Annotated in this window: 14 protein-coding genes and 2 pseudogenes; 4 read left to right on the top strand and 12 right to left on the bottom strand. The window is 41.4% G+C overall.

All coding sequences use genetic code 11. From position 1 onward, the window contains the following. Positions 1 to 131 precede the first annotated feature (131 nt). Positions 132 to 2,336 carry a bifunctional 23S rRNA (guanine(2069)-N(7))-methyltransferase RlmK/23S rRNA (guanine(2445)-N(2))-methyltransferase RlmL gene (gene rlmKL / locus B3D47_RS02030; protein ID WP_004894138.1) on the top strand — a complete coding sequence of 735 codons (2,205 nt, stop codon included), beginning with the start codon at positions 132 to 134 and terminating at the stop codon, positions 2,334 to 2,336. 151 nt (positions 2,337 to 2,487) lie between these two features. Here rlmKL and clpB read toward each other — a convergent pair whose 3' ends face one another. The 3 genes from clpB to crp all read right to left on the bottom strand — a co-directional run bounded on the left by clpB (position 2,488) and on the right by crp (position 7,253). Continuing rightward, positions 2,488 to 5,067, bottom strand: coding sequence for an ATP-dependent chaperone ClpB (gene clpB / locus B3D47_RS02025; RefSeq protein ID WP_163166551.1), 2,580 nt, complete (start codon positions 5,065 to 5,067; stop codon positions 2,488 to 2,490). A gap of 250 nt (positions 5,068 to 5,317) precedes the next feature. Continuing rightward, the gene (locus B3D47_RS02020; protein WP_286859663.1) at positions 5,318 to 6,367 is read right to left on the bottom strand and encodes an NADP(H)-dependent aldo-keto reductase; all 1,050 of its coding nucleotides are present in this window, start codon (positions 6,365 to 6,367) and stop codon (positions 5,318 to 5,320) included. 181 nt (positions 6,368 to 6,548) lie between these two features. Beyond that, a complete protein-coding gene (gene crp, locus B3D47_RS02015; protein WP_163171544.1) occupies positions 6,549 to 7,253 on the bottom strand; it encodes a cAMP-activated global transcriptional regulator CRP in 705 nt (234 codons plus the stop codon). A gap of 147 nt (positions 7,254 to 7,400) precedes the next feature. On the opposite strand from crp, the gene B3D47_RS02010 reads away from it, so the two are divergent. Next, positions 7,401 to 7,823 (top strand): OsmC family protein, encoded by a 423-nt coding sequence (locus B3D47_RS02010; RefSeq protein WP_004812288.1) that lies wholly within the window; start codon positions 7,401 to 7,403, stop codon positions 7,821 to 7,823. A gap of 87 nt (positions 7,824 to 7,910) precedes the next feature. Here B3D47_RS02010 and B3D47_RS02005 read toward each other — a convergent pair whose 3' ends face one another. From B3D47_RS02005 to B3D47_RS01995, 3 genes are all read right to left on the bottom strand, one after another. Further along, on the bottom strand, positions 7,911 to 8,942 hold the full coding sequence (locus B3D47_RS02005; RefSeq protein WP_286859660.1) for a metallophosphoesterase: 1,032 nt from the start codon (positions 8,940 to 8,942) through the stop codon (positions 7,911 to 7,913). A gap of 306 nt (positions 8,943 to 9,248) precedes the next feature. After that, complete coding sequence (locus B3D47_RS02000) at positions 9,249 to 11,486, bottom strand: NADP-dependent isocitrate dehydrogenase (RefSeq protein ID WP_004894125.1); 2,238 nt, start codon at positions 11,484 to 11,486, stop codon at positions 9,249 to 9,251. A gap of 989 nt (positions 11,487 to 12,475) precedes the next feature. Next, a complete protein-coding gene (locus B3D47_RS01995) occupies positions 12,476 to 13,129 on the bottom strand; it encodes a YitT family protein (protein WP_071320500.1) in 654 nt (217 codons plus the stop codon). A gap of 423 nt (positions 13,130 to 13,552) precedes the next feature. Here B3D47_RS01995 and B3D47_RS01990 point away from each other — a divergent pair, with 423 nt between their 5' ends. Beyond that, a complete protein-coding gene (locus B3D47_RS01990) occupies positions 13,553 to 13,744 on the top strand; it encodes a hypothetical protein (protein WP_286859658.1) in 192 nt (63 codons plus the stop codon). A gap of 193 nt (positions 13,745 to 13,937) precedes the next feature. Here B3D47_RS01990 and B3D47_RS01985 read toward each other — a convergent pair whose 3' ends face one another. The 5 genes and pseudogenes from B3D47_RS01985 to B3D47_RS01965 form a co-directional block, all read right to left on the bottom strand. Continuing rightward, positions 13,938 to 14,669 (bottom strand): ABC transporter ATP-binding protein, encoded by a 732-nt coding sequence (locus B3D47_RS01985; protein ID WP_286859656.1) that lies wholly within the window; start codon positions 14,667 to 14,669, stop codon positions 13,938 to 13,940. Then, positions 14,662 to 15,885 carry an ABC transporter permease gene (locus B3D47_RS01980; protein WP_286859654.1) on the bottom strand — a complete coding sequence of 408 codons (1,224 nt, stop codon included), beginning with the start codon at positions 15,883 to 15,885 and terminating at the stop codon, positions 14,662 to 14,664. The genes B3D47_RS01985 and B3D47_RS01980 overlap by 8 nt, the downstream gene beginning before the upstream one ends. After that, complete coding sequence (locus tag B3D47_RS01975) at positions 15,882 to 17,105, bottom strand: efflux RND transporter periplasmic adaptor subunit (RefSeq protein ID WP_286859652.1); 1,224 nt, start codon at positions 17,103 to 17,105, stop codon at positions 15,882 to 15,884. The genes B3D47_RS01980 and B3D47_RS01975 overlap by 4 nt, the downstream gene beginning before the upstream one ends. 315 nt (positions 17,106 to 17,420) lie before the next feature. Continuing rightward, positions 17,421 to 19,148: an NAD-dependent malic enzyme gene (locus B3D47_RS01970; protein ID WP_286859651.1), complete on the bottom strand. Its 1,728-nt coding sequence runs from the start codon at positions 19,146 to 19,148 to the stop codon at positions 17,421 to 17,423. A 900-nt stretch (positions 19,149 to 20,048) separates the two neighbouring features. Then, a pseudogene (locus B3D47_RS01965) lies at positions 20,049 to 20,535 on the bottom strand (serine/threonine-protein phosphatase 2); the annotation flags it as partial. 201 nt (positions 20,536 to 20,736) lie between these two features. Between B3D47_RS01965 and B3D47_RS01960 the strand changes: the two are divergent. Then, a pseudogene (locus tag B3D47_RS01960) lies at positions 20,737 to 20,910 on the top strand (IS256 family transposase); the annotation flags it as partial. 88 nt (positions 20,911 to 20,998) lie between these two features. Here the strand turns inward: B3D47_RS01960 and B3D47_RS01955 are convergent. Beyond that, the coding region (locus B3D47_RS01955; RefSeq protein ID WP_286859650.1) for a DEAD/DEAH box helicase at positions 20,999 to 21,895 on the bottom strand (897 nt) is incomplete at its 5' end.

Raw genomic sequence — 21,895 nt, 5'->3', positions numbered from 1 at the left:
TTTATTTCATTGTAGCGGGCTTGTTCAGGTGAAATTTCAAAGCCAATCGAAACAATTTCAAAAGCTTTAAAAGGCAAAATACGGTAAACTGAGCGCAGTTTTTATTTATTCTTTTCCGGTCTCTCTATTTTATGAATACCTCTTCACGTTTAAGCAATTATTGGGTCACCTGTGCCGATGGTCTGGAAACCTTATTAGAAGAAGAAATCAAAGGTTTAGGTGTTCAGGATATTGAACGTTTCCCGGGTCGTCTGACCTTTAAAGGTACACTGGAAAATGCGTACCGCATCTGTATGTGGTCGCGTCTGGCTTCACGTGTCCTGATGCCAATCCACACACATGAAATTGAATTCTCCCATGATGCGCGTGATGTGGCTGAAGAGCTTTATGAAGGTGCAATCAGCTTTGACTGGTCACTAATTTTTGCACCACAAAGTACCTTCGCAATTCGTCTGCATGTCGAACGTGATATCAAGGTCAATACCCAGTTTGCCACTTTGCGTGCTAAAGATGGTGTTGTGGATTCATTCATGGAAGCCGTGGGTAAACGTCCAAGTATTGATACCAAACAGCCAGAAATCACCATGTATATTCTGGCTGGTAAAAAAGCTCATACCTACTGCCTGGACCTTTCTGGTGATTCTCTGCATAAACGTGGCTATCGTCGCTTTATGACTGAAGCACCAATCAAGGAAAACCTGGCAGCAGCGATCCTGCAAAAAGGTGGCCTGAAAGACATCAACCCGGATATTGTGGTTGATCCTATGTGTGGTTCAGGTACCTTTATTATTGAATCTTTAATGATTCTGACTGATCGTGCACCAGGCCTGGTACGTCGTTTCGGCTTTAACGGCTGGAATGGTCATGATCATGAACTGTGGATGGGTATTAAAGCCGAAGCTGCTGAACGTCATAAAGCTGCGCTGGAAAATCCATTACCAAAATTTTATGCCTTCGATGCTGACTGGGAAGCGGTAAAAGCCACCAAGCAAAATATCATTGCAGCAGGTTTTGAATCAGCGCTTGACCAGATTATGATCGAAGAACGTACCTTAAATGACTGGCCTGATTTCCAGGCCGAAGGCAAGAAAGTATTCTTCGTGACCAACCCGCCTTATGGTGAGCGTTTAGGTGACAAGGCTTCTAACCGTGCGTTGTACTTAGGTTTGTCTAATCTGCTGCAAAAGAATTTCCCCAATCAAAAAGCAGCAGTGATTGCGTCACAAGTTGAACAGGCGGATGTCTTGGCGTTCAATGATCCGCAAATTCTACGGCTGATGAACGGTAAATTACCGATCTATATCCGTTTCGGTACAGTTAAACCGGCTGCAGTGGTACGTCCATTCCTGGAAAGCTGGCAACCACAGCAATTCGAGCCAATCGAAGGTGCTATGGAATTTGCCAACCGTCTGACCAAGAATATGCAAACTCTGAAAAAATGGGCGGTGAAAGAAAATATTCACTGTCTACGTTTGTATGATGCAGACTTACCTGATTTTAATATCGCAGTAGACCTGTATGGTGAGCGTCTGCACGTTCAGGAATATGCCCCACCGAAAAAAATTGATCCTGAAAAAGCTAAAAAACGTTTTAACCTGGCTTTGCAGGCGATTCGTGCTGTGACAGGTTTAGGTCGTGATGCGATCTTTATCAAGACCCGTGCCCGTCAGGAAGGTAAAAACCAGTACACCAAACAAAGTACGGCGTCTAAACGTTTTATCGTGCAGGAAGGTCAGGCCAAGATTCTGGTCAACCTGACCGATTATCTGGATACGGGCCTGTTCCTCGATCACCGTCAGATGCGTTTACGTATTGCCAAAGAGGCCAAAGGCAAGCATTTCCTGAATTTGTATAGCTATACCTCTACGGCAAGTTTACATGCAGCACTGGGTGGTGCAGCAAGTACGACGAGTGTAGATTTATCCAATACCTATTTGAACTGGTCAAAGGAAAACTTTGTATTAAATGGTTTAACCGTTGACCATGCAGATGAACAACATCAATTCTTCGCAAGTGACTGTTTTGAGTGGCTGAAAGAAGGTCATGAGCAATATGAACTGATCTTTATCGATCCACCAACATTCTCTAACTCGAAGAAATTCTACGGTACTTTTGACGTACAACGTGACCATTTGTCTTTGATTAAACGTGCTATGAACCGTTTAACCACTGAAGGTACACTCTACTTCTCAAATAATTATCGTGGCTTTGAAATGGATGCAGAAATCTTGGCATTCTTTGATGTGGAAGAAATCACCCATGAAACCATCGGTCCTGATTTCAAGCGTAATCAGAAGATTCACCGTGCATGGAAAATCACCCATCCAAAAATGTAATTTGATAATGAATTAATTTCTTTCATCAGGATTTACACCCTCTTTCTTTTTCTCGCAGAGGGAGAAAAAGAAAAGTGGTGCGATGGAAGAAGTAAGTACCATAAAGAAAAACCCAGTCTAGGCTGGGTTTTTCTTTTCCGATCAGTTTAGATTAGTTGAGCTTCATTTTATCAAAGACCAGTTCACCATTTTCAGCGCTAACCACAATGGTATCGCCTGGGTTGAATTTACCTTCAAGAATGTTTTGCGCCAAGCCATTTTCTATACGTTGCTGAATCGCACGTTTCAATGGTCGCGCACCATATAGAGGATCAAAGCCTACATCGATCAACTGGTCAAAAGCACTGTCTTCCACGGATAAGCGCAAGTCGCGCTCTGCCAGACGTTGACGTAAACGGTTCAACTGGATATCAGCAATACCACGAATCTGGGCTTTTTCCAGTGAATGGAACACCACAATCTCATCGATACGATTAATGAACTCAGGACGGAAGTGTTCCGACACTGCATTCATCACCACACTACGTACCTCATCTCGGGTCGCACCACCACCCAGTTCACGCACATCACTTGAACCCAAGTTAGAAGTCATCACGATCACGGTATTTTTAAAGTCCACCACACGGCCTTGTGAATCCGTTAAGCGGCCATCATCCAGTACCTGTAATAAAATATTAAATACATCCGGATGCGCTTTCTCAACTTCATCAAACAGCACCACGCTATAGGGTTTACGACGTACCGCTTCAGTCAGCACACCACCTTCTTCATAACCGACATAGCCCGGAGGCGCACCAACCAGACGGCTGACAGAATGTTTTTCCATAAATTCCGACATGTCGATACGGATCATTGCATCATCACTGTCAAACAGGAAGTTCGCCAAAGCTTTGGTCAACTCAGTCTTACCCACCCCGGTTGGACCCAAGAACAGGAATGAACCACTTGGACGGTTTGGATCAGACAATCCGGCACGAGAACGACGGACTGCATTCGACACTGCTACAACAGCCTCTTCCTGACCAACGACACGTTTATGCAGGAATTCTTCCATATGTAGCAGTTTGTCACGCTCACCTTGCAGCATTTTTGCCACTGGAATACCAGTTGCAGCACTGACCACTTCAGCAATCTCATTGTCAGTGACTTTGTCACGTAGTAGTTTTGGTGCTTCACTTTCTTCAGCTGCTTCAATACGTTCCAGTTGCTTCTGTAACTCAGGAATCACACCATACTGATAACGTGCCGCTTCTGCCAGATCACCCTCACGCTGCGCTTTTTCTAGCGCAATACGGGCTTGATCCAGCTTCACCTGAATGTCTTTATTGCCCGCAACCAGCGCTTTGTCTGCACGCCAGATTTCTTCCAGTTCGCTATACTCTTTCTCAACTGTAGCAATCTGATCTTCCAGATATTTCACTTCAGACTTGGCACCCGAATCCTCATCTTTTTTCACCGCTTCCAATTGCATTTTCAGCTGAATTAAACGGCGTTCAAGTTTATCCAAAGCTTCTGGCTTAGAGTCCAGCTCCATTTTGATGCGCGATGCTGCTTCATCAATCAGGTCAATCGCTTTGTCTGGCAACTGACGGTCAGTGATGTAACGATGTGACATTTTAGCTGCAGCGATAATCGCAGAATCCAGAATCTGTACACCATGGTGAGTCGCATAACGGTCTTTCAGACCACGTAAAATTGCAATGGTATCTTCTACACTTGGTTCATCCACCAATACTTTCTGGAAACGACGTTCCAAGGCTGCATCTTTTTCGATGTACTGGCGGTATTCATCTAGGGTCGTTGCACCCACACAACGCAGCTCACCACGTGCCAATGCTGGTTTCAGCATGTTACCGGCATCCATGGCACCATCGCCCTTACCTGCGCCCACCAAGGTATGCAGCTCGTCGATAAACAGAATAATTTCGCCTTCATGTTTGGCCAGGTCTTTCAGAACAGCTTTTAGACGTTCTTCAAATTCGCCACGGTATTTGGCACCAGCCAGCAATGAACCTAAATCCAGTGACAGAACGCGTTTACCTTTCAGACCTTCTGGAACCTCCCCATTCACGATACGCTGTGCCAGACCTTCTACAATCGCAGTTTTACCGACACCAGGCTCACCGATCAGTACCGGGTTATTTTTGGTACGGCGTGACAAAACCTGAATGGTACGGCGAATTTCATCATCACGACCAATCACTGGATCCAGCTTGCCTTGTAATGCGCGTTCAGTCAGGTCAATGGTGTATTTATTTAAAGAGTCACGCTGATCTTCATGATTATTGCTCATGACTTTTTCATTGCCTCGAATTTGATGAATGACTTGTTTTAAGGTCTCGGCTTTAACACCTACTTCACTTAAAAGTGATTTGGTTTTGCCTGTTTCCGCTAATGCTAACAATACCCAGTCAGTAGAAAGGAATTCATCCCCTGCTTTTTGGGCAAAACTGTCTGCCAGATGCAGAACTTTCGCTGCTTCAGGGCTGAGGTTAATATCACCGGTGGACTGGCTTAAAGTCGGTGCATTACTCAGCGCAGTTTGCAGTTTAGTCTGCAAATCACGTAAGTTCGCACCTGCCTGTTGCAGCAGACTGATATTGGATGATTCATCTAACAAAGTTGCCAGAATGTGAATACCGTCGATAGAAGCATGGTCCTTACCCATTGCCAAGGATTGTGCATCTGAAAGGGTTTGCTGCAGGCGATTTGTAAATTTTTCAAAGCGCATTATTGTTATTCCTCACAACAAATTTTTAACTTAATTCATATATGGGAGCACGCACATAAATTTCAAATAAATTTATATATATTTTTCAAAAACTTAAAATAAATATCAGGCAGTCTTCAATAATAATATTGGTATAGTCAAATCATATTTCAAGTAAACAAAGAAGATTTTTTATTCAGCCATAAACTTAATCATGTGAAATAGAAAAAGCCTTTATCAATAAAGGCTTTTCCGGAATAAATTATAAAAATTATGGTGCTGGATTCGGCTGCTGACGATGAATCGCTTCAATGCCTTTCAGTACTTCCTCAGACAGCTCCACTTCAAAAGCCTGAATATTTTCTTTTAGCTGATCCAGATTAGTTGCACCAATAATCGTGCTGGTTACAAAGAACTGCTGCTTAATAAATGCCAATGCCAATTGAGTCAAGGTCAGACCATGCTGCTCTGCCAGTTGTGCATATTGCTCCACCGCCCATTCACTTTCCGGATTGCTATAACGGCTAAAACGCGAGAATAAGGTGACACGAGCCTTGGCTGGACGTGCGCCATTGCGGAATTTACCCGTCAGATATCCGAATGCCAGAGGTGAATAAGCCAGTAAGCCTACACCTTCATATTTGGCAATTTCTGACATACCGATTTCATAGGTACGATTCAGCAGGTTATATGGATTCTGTACGCTGACAAATTTTGATAATCCCAGTTTCTCGGCCAGATGCAGGAACTTCATCGTCCCCCATGGGGTCTCATTCGACAGACCGATGTAACGGATGCGGCCATTTTTAATTTCATATTGCAAGGCGGTCAGGGTTTCTTCGAGATCCGTCACTGCACGGTCTTCGGCCGCTTCAGCATTGCCATAACCGAGTTTACCAAAGAAATTCGTTGGGCGTTGCGGCCAGTGCAACTGGTATAAGTCGATATAATCGGTTTGCAGACGTGACAATGACTGGTCTATGGCCGCTGAAATTTCATCTGCCCCAAAACGGGTCTGTCCATCACGGATATGACTACCACCTTGTGATGGACCAGCGATTTTGGATGCTAAAAACAGTTTGTCACGACCGCCACGTGATGCAATCCAGTTCCCGATAATGCGTTCTGTCGCACCTTGGGTTTCCGGTTTTGGTGGTACCGGGTACATTTCTGCGGTATCCCAGAAATACAGTCCTTGATCCAGTGCATAATCGAGTTGCTTAAAAGCTTCTTCCTGGGTATTTTGTTCACCAAAGGTCATGGTGCCTAAACAGATTTCTGGAAGTAAAATACCGGTATCTGCAAGTGGTTTGAATTGCATGAATAATTCCCTGTCTATTCTAGGTTTGACTTATCATAATAAAGTACACATAGAGTATAGAAGGAAAGCGACGGGCTGAAATCATCTTTTCTGAGAAGTTTGTTCTTATTTGTGATGTCGGATTTTCCGCAGCTATAAAAAAGGCAAACCCGAAGGTTTGCCCTTTTCTCAAAATTGCAGCTTATTCTTCTGAATCATCTTCAGCTGTTACTTCATTTTGTTCCAGTGAGGCATCAAAGATCAGAATTGCTTTACCATCCGTTTCGATCATGCCTTGCTCTTCAAGGGTTTTCAGCACGCGACCGACCATTTCACGGGAACAACCTACAATACGGCCAATTTCCTGACGGGTAATACGAATCTGACGGCCATTTGGCAAGATCATCGCTTCAGGCTGAGCTGAAAGATCGATCAGACAACGTGCGATACGACCAGAAACATCAATAAATGCCAGGTCAGTTACTTTACGTGTCGTATTCTTCAGACGGCGAACCAGTTGGGCAAAGACCGCATAACTCAAGTCAGGATATTGTTTGCTTAATTCATGGAAGTTTTCGTAGCTAATCTCTGCAATTTCACAAACGTCACGCGTACGCACTTCTGCAGTACGTTGTGGATTTGCTTCGAATAAGCCCATTTCCCCAAAAAAGTCACCCGCGTTCAGATACGCCACGACAATTTCACGCTCATCATCTTCACGAAGAATGATCGATACAGACCCCTTCAGAATCAAATATAAAGATTTAGATTCTGTTCCTGCATCAACGATCGTTGTACGTTTTGGGTAACGGTTGATATATGCACGTTTTAATAATGCCTTCACGGATTCTGGCAATTGCCCCGGAGAAAGTGCATCTGTGCTTAATTGTGAAAAGTTTGAAGTCATGCTAGCAGTTCCAAATAAGGATAATTTTTAGATCGCACAAGACCTAATGTGAACTTGTCACACAGTGGGAATGAAATTCCTTATCAACCCAATTTATGTTAGTGTACAGTTACTTCGTAAATTTATAGCTTTTTTTAGGTAGTTGCAATGCAAACAAGCGTTCATTGGTTAGAGAATGTTGCTTTTGAAGCAAAAACGCAAAGTGGTCACAGTATCGTCATGGACGGCTCGCCAGAATACGGTGGTGAGAACCGTGGTCCTCGCCCAATGGAACTTCTATTAACCGGTTTGGGTGGTTGTGCTTCGTTTGATATTGTCACCATTTTAAAGAAAGCGCGTCAGGACATTACTGATGTTCGCTGTGAACTCAATGCAGAACGTGCCGATACTATTCCTGCGGTATTTACGAAGATTCACCTGCATTTTGTGGTGACAGGTAAAGGCATTAAAGAGAAACAAGTGGCTAAGGCTGTCGAGCTTTCTGCCGAAAAATACTGCTCAGCCAGTAAAATGCTGTCTGATGGCGGTGTGGAAATTACGCACGATTTTGAAATTATTGAAGCTGAATAATCCGGCTGATCTAGTTATAAAAGCGGTCACTTAGATCGCTTTTTCTTTATCTGTTATTTAATATCAGACCAACACCATTTAAACAGATTAAGAAGTCAAATAAGTTGAACCATCCTCAAAAATCACCTGCTTTTCAGGCCATCTAAGAGCCGCTAATTTGCTTGAAAATTCTCGTTGCTGCTGCCGATCCAGATAGCGTTTGCCGACTGAATAATCCACACAGAACACATTTTGCTTATGCCCAAACCACTGTAGCGGGTCAATCTGCTGAAACAGGCCAGCTTTCACTTCAGTCGAGTCAAATTTACGCCAGTAATGACCAATAATGACGGGAATATCCTCCTGATAATCCTCCCACCAAGGCAGACGGTCTTTCATGCGCCACTTGCCGCCAGCATAAATGGGCTTGTCTGTCATATATTCAGCACCAGAGGTCAACACTTTGATGGGATTATACATCTGCTCAATCCATTCCTTTTGTGCCATATGTTTCAGCCAAGGAATATCGCTATTCGGATCAGTAAGCGCTTCACGAAACTGATCTGCTTCCTGGAATGCCTGTTCTGTAATACCTGCATCAGTAACATGTTGCTGGGTCTGCTGGACAAAATATTCATAGGCTTCAAGTAAATGCAGCTTGTCCAGTACTTTTAGTTGTTGAATGGAGTGTGTATCCCAGCAGGCATGCACAACCCGGACTTGAGCTGATTCCAGTGCAATGGGCAAAGTTTGCAGAAATTGTAGAATCCACTGCTGGTCTTGTGGCGTAGCAGGTACAGAGTAAAAAGACTTATGGTCATCCATATGCGGTGAGCCAAAATACCAGCCATTGCCTTCACGATAGGATTGATTTAGCAGGTTCAGCTCATGGTTGCCCAGCACACAGTAGGCATGGCCCCGCTCTATTAAAATCTTCACTTGCTGAATTACCGCGACACTGTTTTGCCCACGGTCACAAAGATCACCCACAAAGATCAGCTTACGCTGTTCTGGATGCTCACCTTTAAGATTATAGCCCATGACATGTAAGAGACTGTTTAAGGCGTCGATCTCACCATGAATATCACCCACAATGTCGAACCGATCTTCCTGAATAGGCTGGATGAACTGATATGACATTCAGACACCTCCTCGACATTTGAGTCCTGCAATTACTCAGCCTGAGTATTAATCTAATTCTTTCAATATATTCATTATATTGTCTATACCTTTAATCGGGTGTTCAAGCTAATTTTTTGGGGTGTTCAAAACGAATCATCTTCTTATTTAATATGAAATGGCTGTTTATTCATTTCACCTATAGCCCTAAAGGCTGATGCTTCGTCAATAAAGCATCCCTTTAGTTTTCATCATGAAATAAAAACCGGTGCCTAAGCACCGGTTTTTATTTCACTTCACTAAGCTGATAGTCAGTCCAGCTTCTAATTAAGCCTGTAGTGATTCAATGATCTGGTTCAATGTCGCACTTGGACGCATTACAGCATTTACTTTCGCAGGATCAACTGCGTAGTAACCACCGATGTCTACAGTTTTACCTTGAACAGTGTTCAGCTCTTCAACGATTTTCGCTTCGTTTTCAGCCAAGGCTTGTGCGATAGGCGCGAATTTCGCTTTCAATTCTGCATCTTGGTCTTGCGTAGCAAGCTCTTCAGCCCAGAATTTAGCCAGGTAGAAGTGGCTACCACGGTTGTCTAACTCGCCAGTACGACGTGATGGAGACTTGTCATTGTCAAGCAATTTACCAGTTGCAGCATCAAGTGTGTTTGCAAGTAGTTTCGCACGTGGATTATTTTCTTTAATGCCCATTTCTTCTAGAGAAACAGCAAGTGCCAGGAACTCGCCTAGAGAATCCCAACGTAAGTGGTTTTCTTCTACCAGCTGTTGTACATGCTTAGGTGCAGAACCGCCCGCACCAGTTTCGTACATGCCGCCACCCGCCATTAATGGTACGATAGAAAGCATTTTCGCAGAAGTACCCAGTTCCATGATCGGGAACAAGTCAGTCAGGTAGTCACGCAGAATGTTACCAGTTACTGAAATAGTATCCAGGCCACGAGCAACACGTTCAAGTGTATAACGCATCGCACGTACTTGAGACATGATCTGGATGTCTAGACCGTCAGTGTCATGATCTTTCAAGTAAGTTTGAACTTTCTTGATTAGTTCGTTTTCGTGTGGACGGTACGGGTCAAGCCAGAAGATTGCAGGCATGCCAGAGTTACGTGCACGCGTTACAGCAAGTTTTACCCAGTCACGGATCGGTGCATCTTTCACCTGACACATACGCCAGATATCGCCTTCTTCCACGTTTTGAGACATCAACACTTCACCTGTTTCCAGGTCAGTGATGTTCGCAATACCTGCTTCAGGAATTTCGAAAGTCTTGTCGTGTGAACCGTATTCTTCAGCTTTTTGCGCCATCAGACCCACGTTAGGTACAGTACCCATTGTACGTGGATCGAAGTTACCATTCCATTTACAGAAATTGATCATTTCCTGGTAAATACGCGCGAAAGTAGACTCAGGCATTACTGCTTTACAGTCGTAAGGTTTGCCGTCAGCACCCCACATTTTACCCCCACCACGAATCATTGCAGGCATAGAAGCATCTACAATTACGTCGTTTGGAGAATGGAAGTTAGTGATACCTTTCGCAGAATCAACCATTGCAAGCGCTGGACGGTGTTCTTGACAAGCGTGTAAGTCACGGATGATTTCTTCACGTAAAGAAGTCGGAAGTGTTTCAATCTTCTCGTAAAGGCCAGCCATACCGTTGTTTACGTTAATGCCTAGCTCATCAAACAGTTTACCGTGTTTCTCAAACGCTTCTTTGTAGTAAATGCGCACACAGTGACCGAATACGATCGGGTGTGACACTTTCATCATGGTCGCTTTAACGTGTAGAGAGAACAGGATGCCTGCTTCTTTACAGTCATCTAATTCTTTTTCATAGAAGTCGCAAAGCGCTTTTTTGCTCATGAACATTGAGTCGATGATTTCGCCGTCTTGAAGCGCAACTTTTGGCTTAAGAACAATGGTTTCACCAGACTTAGTGATCAATTCCATTTTCACGTTACGTGCGCGGTCTAAAGTCATTGACTTTTCACCGTGGTAGAAGTCACCTTCGTCCATATGTGAAACGTGAGTTTGTGACCACTGTTTCCACTCGCTCATAGAATGCGGGTGTTTTTTCGCGTAGTTTTTAACGGCAGTTGGGGCACGACGGTCAGAGTTACCTTCACGTAATACCGGGTTTACAGCAGAACCGAGGCATTTACCGAAACGTGCTTTAAGTGCTTTTTCTTCTTCAGTAGTTGGGTTTTCTGGATAATCAGGAATTGCATAGCCCTTAGACTGAAGCTCTTTAATACATGCTGTTAACTGAGCTACAGAAGCACTGATATTAGGTAGTTTAATAATATTTGTGCTTGGATCTTGTGTAAGACGGCCTAGCTCAGCAAGGTTGTCAGCTACTTTCTGTTCTTCAGTCAGGTAGTCTGAGAATTCTGCGAGCACGCGTGCTGCAACAGAGATGTCAGTTTTGACAATCTCAACGCCAGCAGGCTTAGTAAAGGTCTCAATGATCGGCAGTAGCGAGTAGGTCGCCAACAATGGCGCCTCGTCGGTCAGTGTGTAAATGATTGTTGACTTTCCACCAGCCATATATAGCCCCTTGCGTTTGATAGAGTTTTGAGGATCAAGCTTTTGACTCAGACCCTGTGAACCGATATGTTTGCATTAAACCTTGAGAGTATCGTATCTCCTTGCTTTACAGTCAACGAAATATCATTTCAAGTTGTGATTTTGCTGAAAAATTATACAATTTGTTGCAATTTTCTATTGATTATAATCCAATCAATTTCCTCATCTTTCATATACAAAAAATCTATTATTCTTATTCTGCCTATTTTTAAAGAATATTTAGCAGTTTTTCTAATATATAGTTTTTTTTAGAGCTGTTAATTTCTAATGAATCCTTAAGTTTACTTAGTTTATTCACCGTATAGAAAATAGCTTTTTTATAAGTACCTATACTTTAAAAAGTCAAATGGACTATTCATCATCATCATTTTTAGCACTATTTCAGGACGATCAAAGTTTTTAACTATTAAAAGAGACAAAAAAACGATGAACAGATTTGTTCAGTGTTGGACTTAATGACAGACTACTTGAAACATCTTGGTCAATTTAAACAAAATCTGAATATGTTAGCGAAAATGATGATTTTACTGTTTTTAATTTTATTCTGATCATAGTGTTTTAGATAAATAAATCGGCAAATTTAAGCTAAAAAATATACTTTTTTATTTATCAGTAATCTACTCCAAGATTGTAATTTTGAGATGTTCATAAGGGGTGTTGCTCTACTTTTAACACAATAAATTATTGTAGATATTTGTTATAAAAAAGCCGTCGGCTACAAAACTGAAGGTGGAAAGAAGTCAGTAAAAGAAAGGCATTTAGATAGCAAATTAAAGCAATTCAAGTAAAGTTAAATATAGTTAGCTATCAGTACACATTCTAGCGATCATGTTCTGATGGACGTGGTTTGATTCAATATTAAAGAGCAACAGGCCTTGTTGTTTATTGCTCTTTTCTAGATTTATGAATCAGTATTAATGCTTAGGTTATTTTCCAATCCTGTCTTTTATTTAATGCCCTTTATAGCGTCCCGGTCGATGATTAATCGCCAGAAAACTTCCCATGATCACTGCTGCCAGAATTGACCAAAGCACTTTATCAAATGGCACAATCCAGAGTGCAAGTAGCACCACAATACAGTCAATTACCATCTGTACATTGCCTGCTTTCATACCCCACTTTTCCTGTGCATATAGGGAAATGATGGTTGCACCACCGAGACTGGATTTATGTCGGGCCAAGAACAGCACACCGGTTCCCATCAGAAAGCCACCTGCAATCGCGGCAAAAGCTGGATGCAAATAATCAATATGCAAATACCGAGGTGCAATAAAGGTAATCAGTGAGAGTAAAGCGACAGAAATAAAAGTTTTAAGCGTAAATTCCCTGCCAATATATTTCCAGGCGAACCAGTAAAAAGGGATATTGATCACAAAATAGATTAGACTGAAAGACCAGCCTGTGGCGTAATGCAGCACAAAGGCAAGCCCTGCGGTACTGCCGGTCAATAAGCCCGCCTGAGCAAACATGGTCATACAGATACTGACAAACAGAGAACCTGAGAATAAGGCCTGTAGGTCTTCAAACGCAGTATGTTTTCTGGTCTCCTGCGGTGCAGGATGACGCGTCGGGTAAATCACCCGAGGATTAGATTGAATTGCCATATACGCTAACCTTTAAAACTCTTTTCCGCTTGTGGCGAAGCTGAGGGTTTAATTTAGGCTCTGCACTTCTGGCACAGAACCTGACGGTATGTTGTTATTGCAATTTGCTTGCCAGCAACAGGCACCAAAACTGATTTTTATATAAAATTTATCATTCTCTATGTCATAAGATATTTGGCACTAGACTTAGATTAATACATTGATCTGTCCAGGAGAAAAAGAAATTGTGAACTAATGCTTCTAAACAAGCATTAACATTTATAAAGCACTTATTAGGATTATTAGCGAGTCATTAAAATCACTTACATTGGCAACAATTTTTTAAATCAGCCGAGCTATAAATACAACAGACTTGGGAGGTTCGGTTTTTATAATAGAAAGAACATCCAATAACGTGATTCATGAAGAAGTAGGTAAACTCTTATGGCAAATCCAGATGAAAACAAACAACTTGAGGAAGCATTGAACGAAGAATTTCCTGAGGAGGAATTAGACCCGCAAGAAAAGCAGGATCTGGAAATTCAACGTGGTCAATTAGGTATAGATAAAGATCCCCAAGTTAAACGCGACCAGATCCGTCAAAGACATGAGGATGAAGAAGATGAGAATCCCTAGCTAATCATCTTTATGGTATTGCAGGCCTTTAGCATTATATTTGGCTTGAACTACCCTACCCCCTGAAAAATCCTGAAAATACAGAGCTGTCCCTCTGCTTTGGATACTTTTTGAAAAACTCATCCTATTGTAGAACATGAGCGACATGATCAAAATCAGAATAGTCATGTTCTTATAATGATGAATGAATGAGTCATTCCTTCGGTTCTTTCTCAACCCTTTGCATTCTGGTATCACTTTGAATCAGGCCATCGACCAGATTGATGGTACGATCACAGGTGGCTGATAAACGCGGATCATGAGTGACTAAAAGTACGGCACAATCCCGTTCCTGATGCACCTTACGAAATAGCGCAAACATTTCTTCCGCAGTTTGCGTATCCAGATTTCCGGTGGGTTCATCTGCCAGTAATAAAGCTGGATTGGTAATTAATGCACGAGCAATCGCAACACGCTGTTGCTGTCCACCAGACAGCTCATTCGGTTTACGATGAGCAAACTTTTCCAGTCCAACTGCTGCCAGTAATTCACGTGCCCGATCAATTGACTGCTGATCGGGTCTGCCTTGGGTCAACATTAATGGCATTAAAATATTATTGAGGGCAGTAAATGCCTGAATCAGATGGTGAAACTGGAAAACGAAGCCAATACTGTTGCCTCGTAGTGCAGTCCGTTGTGTATCTGTCATTTTACTGGTCGGCTGGCCCAGCAGATATAATTCACCACTGCTCGGCTGATCCAGCAAGCCCAGAATATTCAATAAGGTACTTTTTCCTGAACCTGAAGGACCAATCAGCGCAGCAAAATCCTGACGTTCAATACACAGGTCAATGCCGTGCAAAACTTCCACTTCATTTGGTTGACCAATGTTATAGGATTTTCGCAGCGCCTCTAAACGCAAAACTTCCTGAAACTGCTCAGACATGACGTATGGCCTCCACTGGGTCCAAGGCTGCTGCACGACGTGCTGGTATAGCGGCTGCCAGTACACCGGTCAAAGTTGCCAATAACAGTGCTAGAAGTACCAGTTCAATAGGTACTGGAATATAAAACAGGCCTGGGCCAAAATTATTAAAAATCCATACCAGGCCATAACTGGCAGAACTGCCGATTGCCGAACCGATAAGCCCAAAAATCGCCCCCTGAAACAGGAATACTCTTAAAATTTGTGTTTGGGTTGCACCAGTCGCGCGTAAGATTCCAATTTCCCGGGTTCGTTGCACCACGCTAACTGACATGACACTGGCAATACCAAAAGCGACTGAAACGGCGACGAAAATAATAATCATATTGGTCGAGAGACTTTGTGAGGAAATCGCATTCATCAACTGCGCATTGGTTTCAATCCAGCTTTCAGCCTGCAAGGACGTCAGGCGTCCTACCTGATCCGCAATCTGATCTGCCTGAAAAAGGTCCGTTACCCGCAGATCAATTACCGTCACCCCACCCGGCAACAGCAACAAAGACTGTGCCTGTTTCAAATCCAGATAGATATAGCGTGCATCCAGTTCACGCACCCCTAACTCAAAAATCCCGGCAATATTTACCAAGGTACTTTCTTGCTGCCCGGTATCCAGCCGTAATTTACTCCCTACCTGCACACCAAGATCTTTAGCCAATTCACTGCCAATCACGACATCATCCGCACCAATCCTTAACTGACCGCTCTGTAAGTATTCTTTTAAAGGAATAATCTGCTGATAACGTTCCAGATCAATCCCAACCAGTGCAACAGATTCGATCGCATCCCCACGCTGGACCAGAGCCGGTCCAGAAACAACAGGTGATACTGCAGTCAGAACGGGCAATTGATCCAGTGTCGTTACAATTTGCTGCCAGTTATTGATGGAACGTAAGCGTTGTGCACGTTTATCTTCCAATACAAGCTGAATAATACCTTCTTTGGTCGGTGCGACCTGATTGACTTCATCTGGAGACAACAAACGGATATGTGCCTGGGTCCCTAAAGTCCGGTCAATCAGATTGGATTGTAGACCTTGAATCAATGCTGTAATAAATACAATCACAGCCACGCCCACTGCAACTCCGACAGTGATCATGATGGATTGTGATCGGCCTTCACGTAAGAAACTGACCGCAATTATCCATTCGGTCCATAGCCGTCCGAAAAAGTTTTTCAATCGAGTTTCACCGGTATTTCGTTTTTAGTATTGCTTTGATTGGCAGGATTTTCAGTTAGGATATTTTGTGGTTTTAACCGTACTCGCGCGCCATCTTCTAAAGAAGCGTCCGGATTAGCCAGTACCTGATCACCCTCCTTCAAACCTGAAATTACTTCAGCACGATCCAGACCACGCAAGCCTAAGGTGACTTGTTGACGTTGAACCTTACCATTACGTACCAGTAGTACCGTCGCTTTATCTCCTTTGAGACCGGTGAGCGCATCATTAGGTATGGCTAAAGCTCGCTCGCGACGACCCGTTTCGACATTGACTGAAACCGTCATATCCTGACGTAAAAAATCAGGTACCGGATCTACAGTAAGTTTAAGCTCAACTGTGCCACGTTGCGGATCGATACTTGGAGCAATAAAGCTAATCCATGCAGGGAAAGTGTGCTCCGGATAGGCATCAGCAATCACCGTTGCTTTTTGCTGTAACGCCAGTCGCGATAAATTACGTTCATCCAATGGAACGCGAATTTCGGTATTGCCATTAATGGCAATAGTAAATAAGGTCTGTCCTGGCTGAACCAGATCACCCGGCTCTACATCGCGAGTCAGTACTGTGCCTGCGACCGTCGCACGAATTTTGGTTTTGTCCAGTTGAGCCTTAGCAACTGCAAGCTGCTCACGCAATGAGGCTTCTTCAACCTGTCCTTGCGCCAGTGCAGCTGCCTTGAGTCGTGCGGTTTCAAAGTTATTGCGTGCGACCCTTTCCGCTTCGATAGCCTGTTCAATTTCTTCAGCCGAAAGAATGCCTTGCTCGGCATTACGTCGACGGTTGGCTTCACGACTGGCCTGCTCAAGTTGAGCTTTGGCCGAGGCTAACTCTGCTGCGGCCTGTGGACGTCGACTTGTGGCTAATTCGGTCAGTGCAACTTCTGCCTGACGCACCTGGGCAGCCAATTCATCTGATTTCAGTACGACCAACAGATCGCCTGGTTTAACTTGATCACCTTCCTGAACGCGTCGTTCCAGCACTACACCAGCAAGCTCACTGCCAATGTCAGCACGGGATACCGTTGCCACACGTCCTGTTGCTACTACATTTTGTACTAATGGCATCGCCTTTAAAGCATAGCTCGGCAATTCCGGTCCTTTCCACCAGCGAAAAAGTACAAAACTTACTATTAGAATCAGTAATATAACAATCAGAATTTTATAGCGGGCAGCACGCACATGGACATCTCCGAGGATTTTTTAACTGCATATTCAATTAAAAAGGTGTAGAAGTATTTAGTTGTTTCGTAATCTTTAATTTATAACAAGTTTTTATGATGATTTCATATACCAGTTTATTTAACATTCTTTCATAGTTTCAATTAAACTGTAAAATTATTCTTTTTGAATCTGCCCAGATTCATTTTTTGTATCAGACATTATAAATCAAGAAAATATTACTCATGAAGATCATCGTCTTAGCTACTCAAAAAAGGGTTCATAAGCATATTACTTATAAACCCTTGCACCTAGTTCCTATAATCTGATCACCTATTAAAATGTAACCCGCTCATATCGACGATATTCAGGCTTCCAGAAATTCGCTTCAATTGCTTCTTTCAACGTTTCTATAGTTGCCTGAGGAGCCACCCCATCTTGTATTGCCGCTTGCGCAACTCTTAATGCAATCACCTTGGAAATCTGCTGAATCTGATCCAATTCAGGCAACAAATCTGCTTTCGGATCTTTCAATTTCGGTGAGCATTCAGCTAATGCATTACTTGAGGCCATTAACATATTATTGGTCACTCGCTTCGCTCCAGATGCAATTACACCTAATCCAATCCCAGGGAAAATATAGGAGTTATTACATTGCGAAATGTTATAAATCTCCCCCTGATAATTGACGGGTGTAAATGGACTACCTGTGGCAATTAATGCTTTCCCATCTGTCCACTGGATAATATCTGAAGGAACCGCTTCCACTTTGGAAGTTGGATTAGACAATGGGAAAATAATCGGATGCTCACAGTGCTCAGCCATCGCTGTAATGACATCTTTACTGAATAAGCCCGGCTGTCCAGATACACCAATAAGAACTGTAGGTTTCGCAAATTTCACTACATCAAGTAATGAAATCGTACTTTCCGCATCTGCCCATTTGGCGATATTTTTTGGATCCTGAGCTAATTTTCGCTGGAAATCTAAAAGATTTGGCTGATTTTCTGTAATCAGACCAAAACGATCCACCATGAAAACACGTTTACGTGCCTGAGCATCCGTTAATCCTTCTGCTACCATCTGGGCAACAATCTGCTCCGCAATACCACATCCTGCAGAACCTGCTCCGAGGAAAGCTACGGTTTGGTCTTTCAGTTGTTTATTAGAAGCATGTGATGCTGCAATCAGGCTACCCACTGCAACTGCAGCCGTCCCTTGAATATCATCATTAAAACAGCATGCTTGATCACGATATTTTTCTAATAATGGCATCGCATGATGTTGAGCAAAATCTTCAAATTGAATCAAGACATTTGGCCATCTTTTTTGAACGGCATGAATGACCTGATCAACAAAATTGAAATACTCATCGCCACTAATACGCGGTTTACGCCAGCCCATATAGATTGGATCATTTAAGAGCTGTTGATTATTGGTTCCCACATCCAGCGTAATTGGCAATGTATAAGCCGGACTGATACCCCCACATGCGGTATATAAGGCTAATTTTCCAATCGGAATACCCATTCCGCCGATCCCTTGGTCACCCAGACCTAAAATCCGCTCACCATCTGTAATCACTACGACTTTGACATTTCTGCGATTAACGTTATGTAAAATCTGATCAATGCCCTCACGGTCAGCATAGGAAATAAATATCCCACGATGCCGGCGATAGATATCTGAAAAGCGCTGACACGCCTCACCTACCGTTGGGGTATAAATGATGGGCATCATTTCACTTAAATGATTTTCAATTAAATGATAAAACAGCGTTTCATTGGTATCTTGAATGTTACGCAGGTAGATGTGCTTATTAATATCATCATTAAAAGAACAGTATTGCTGATAAGAGCGCTGACTTTGTTCTTCAATAGACTCAATGACATGAGGGATAAGCCCATGTAAATTAAAACTCTTTCTTTCTTCTTCGGTAAAAGCAGAACCTTTGTTTAGAAGAGGCAGCTCAAGTAACGTATATCCTGCGTATGGCACATAAAGAGGACGTTTCTCTATCTGATTTTTAGTCACTTTACTTGACTCACTTCTGGACTTTGACATAACTCTCTAAAAATATCTAAATAGTTCTATATTTTTATCTTATCGCTATTTCTAATATTTTAGATATTTTAATAATTAATATTAATAAAACGAGTATTTAGTAAATTAATGTCTTACAAAAAATAGCAGCAAACAAATTATTTTTTATGCATACTTTAAAAGATCCTATGTTTTTCTTTTTTAAAGTTAGGTAATATCAAAAATACTTAAGCTTATAAACCAATAAAATCAATTACATAAACTAATTTAATAAGTTAAAAAAAGATTCAAATCAAATAGAAATTTTTCGCTAATGGCTATATATTAACCAGTTCTATTTTTAATGCCTTATTATGCTAAATTTCATAGATTCTTATATTTTTAATCATTACGTTAAATTTATAAATTCGCCTTAATTAAATAGCGAAAAATTATTATTTTTAAGAAAATCTCAAAAAAACAGGAAATTATAATTAAGAATAAAATAAGTTATCGTTACTAATAAGCAAGGAATTAGTAATAATTTATAATTTGTTAAAGATTTTATCTAAAAAATAATCATAAAAAAACCTAATACCTAGAGAGGAAATAGCAAAATCAGAATAATAAAAGAAGAATTTCTATATGGCTAAATTAGATTATACAAAAAGGCTTAAAATAAAAAATGTTATAGTATTTAGAGATTTTAAAATCTTGGTAGGTATATCCTCTACCGTACCAACATTTAATCTCATGATTTTAAATAACTTTTAAAAATAATAAAATTTAGTGATACACGTAGTGATACAAAAAAATATATGCTTTTTATTGTAATTTTTTGTAAAAATCAGATACTTTTAGATTAAATTCTATCCTCCATTCTACAAGAAAATCAATTTTCAAATTATATGCTGTAATACGATATGTTCCCACATCTCTTTATTATTTAACTTTCACAATACAAAGTTTCTTCGTAAAGGAAGATCCAACATCAATATAGTGACAGTTATCTATTCTAGTAGGCACTTTCACAATGGTATGGACCTAGATAGATTTCATCAATATTCTCGACGCTATCATAGTGAGCTGACTGCTGATGAATACGCCCTCTCCCTATAAAGCATTGCTAGAGGCAGAGGTTACACCTGATATATTGTAATCACCTTGCATAATATCTGTCTTAAAAGCATTCCAATCATGAATATCAATATCTGCGTGAACAACACCGATCTTTTTTATTTTTCAATCTAACTTCTATGACCAACGGTAACCTTTCCAAACGCTCGATAACTCTTTGTCTTGTCATTTGAAATTGTCGATAAAACCATGCACCTCCATTTCTTTCATGCATGTCTTTCATTTTTGGATTATGTTGACCTCGAATGCACATTTCTTCATGGTTGCCACGTACTGTACAAAACCATGGCTGTTATATAGCTAAATTCTAAAAACATCAGCACATGGAAATATCTGTAAAACCTCATTTCCGATGGTTTTAGATGTGATGATAAATTAAGTATTCAGCTATATTAATCCAAGGCACTCCAGATTTTTCAGCGCCTCGATCTATTAGGCCCCCAGTACAGAGCATTGCTCCGCAAGTTCGAATCATTAAACAGCGTAATACGCGCGCCAGGCGATCAAAAAGCGTAAAGTCTTCCCAACAGATGATTCTGTACGTAAAATGATTTATCTAACGATTGATGCGGCATCTAAAAAGTGGAATATTCCTATTCGCGACTGGCGTTTAGCTATGAGCCGCTTTATTATTGAATTCGGTGACTGCCTAAGCAATCACCTTTAATTTATGAAAAGCAATTACACAAAATTTTTACAGGCTCTCTAAAACTCCACGAATAGTCAGGTGATTAATGATCATTCCACAAACCAGTTTATTCATTTAATAACTCAAATAACTCATTTTTAAGATCAATATTTGGTTTTAGCATGTCATCAGCAAGTTCTCTCTTACTTGATAAAAGCTTGTCCAATTTTACTTCGAAAGTAAAGAAATCTTCTGCCACTACTGTTGGATAGTAAACAAAAACTTCTTTATCCTGCCCAATACGATATGCTCGGTCAGTTGCTTGATCTTCCTTCGCTGGATTCCAACTACGTGTATAGTGAATCACATGATTAGCACGTTGAATGTTAACCCCAAACCCTACGGCTGTAGTGGACAAGATAATGATATTAAACCCTGATTTTTCTTGAAATTTATCAATCAAATTTTGCCGTGTTAAGCCTTTTTTACTACTTGTATTTGAATCACCATTAACCGTTGTAACGTTTACGCCGAATCTCTCTAAAAGAATTCGTTTAAGAAATACTTGAATGTCTCTAAATTCAGTAAAAATAATGACTTTTTCATTTTTTTGCTTGATAGATTCTAAAGTTTCGATTAACCAACTTACCTTCGGAGAGTCACTTAAAGTAGCATTTGGTTGAAACTGTAATGGATGAGCACAGATCATTCTCATACTATGTAATGAAGTTAGCATCGCCCCCTGATTACCTTCTGCGGACAATTTTTTAAAGCGGTTAACCACATCAATATATAATTGTCTTTGCAATAATGAAATTTCAATATTTTTACAGTGTTCTACCTCAGTTTTAGCAGGTAAATCTGCGACATCATGTTTCATTCTGCGTAAAACTTGTGGGGCTATTAACTCACGAAGCTTTAATAATGCTGCTTCATTATTATTTTCAGTATTTTCTATAGGTTTACGATAGTTTGTACCAAACTCATTTAAGGGACCTAATAGGGGCAGAGTAAAACTTGAAGT

This window comes from Acinetobacter sp. UBA3461, from assembly GCF_002381195.1.
GTDB lineage: Bacteria > Pseudomonadota > Gammaproteobacteria > Pseudomonadales > Moraxellaceae > Acinetobacter > Acinetobacter schindleri.
The sequence above is the reverse complement of the archived record's forward strand: the minus strand, read 5'-3'. Positions and strand labels throughout refer to the sequence as shown.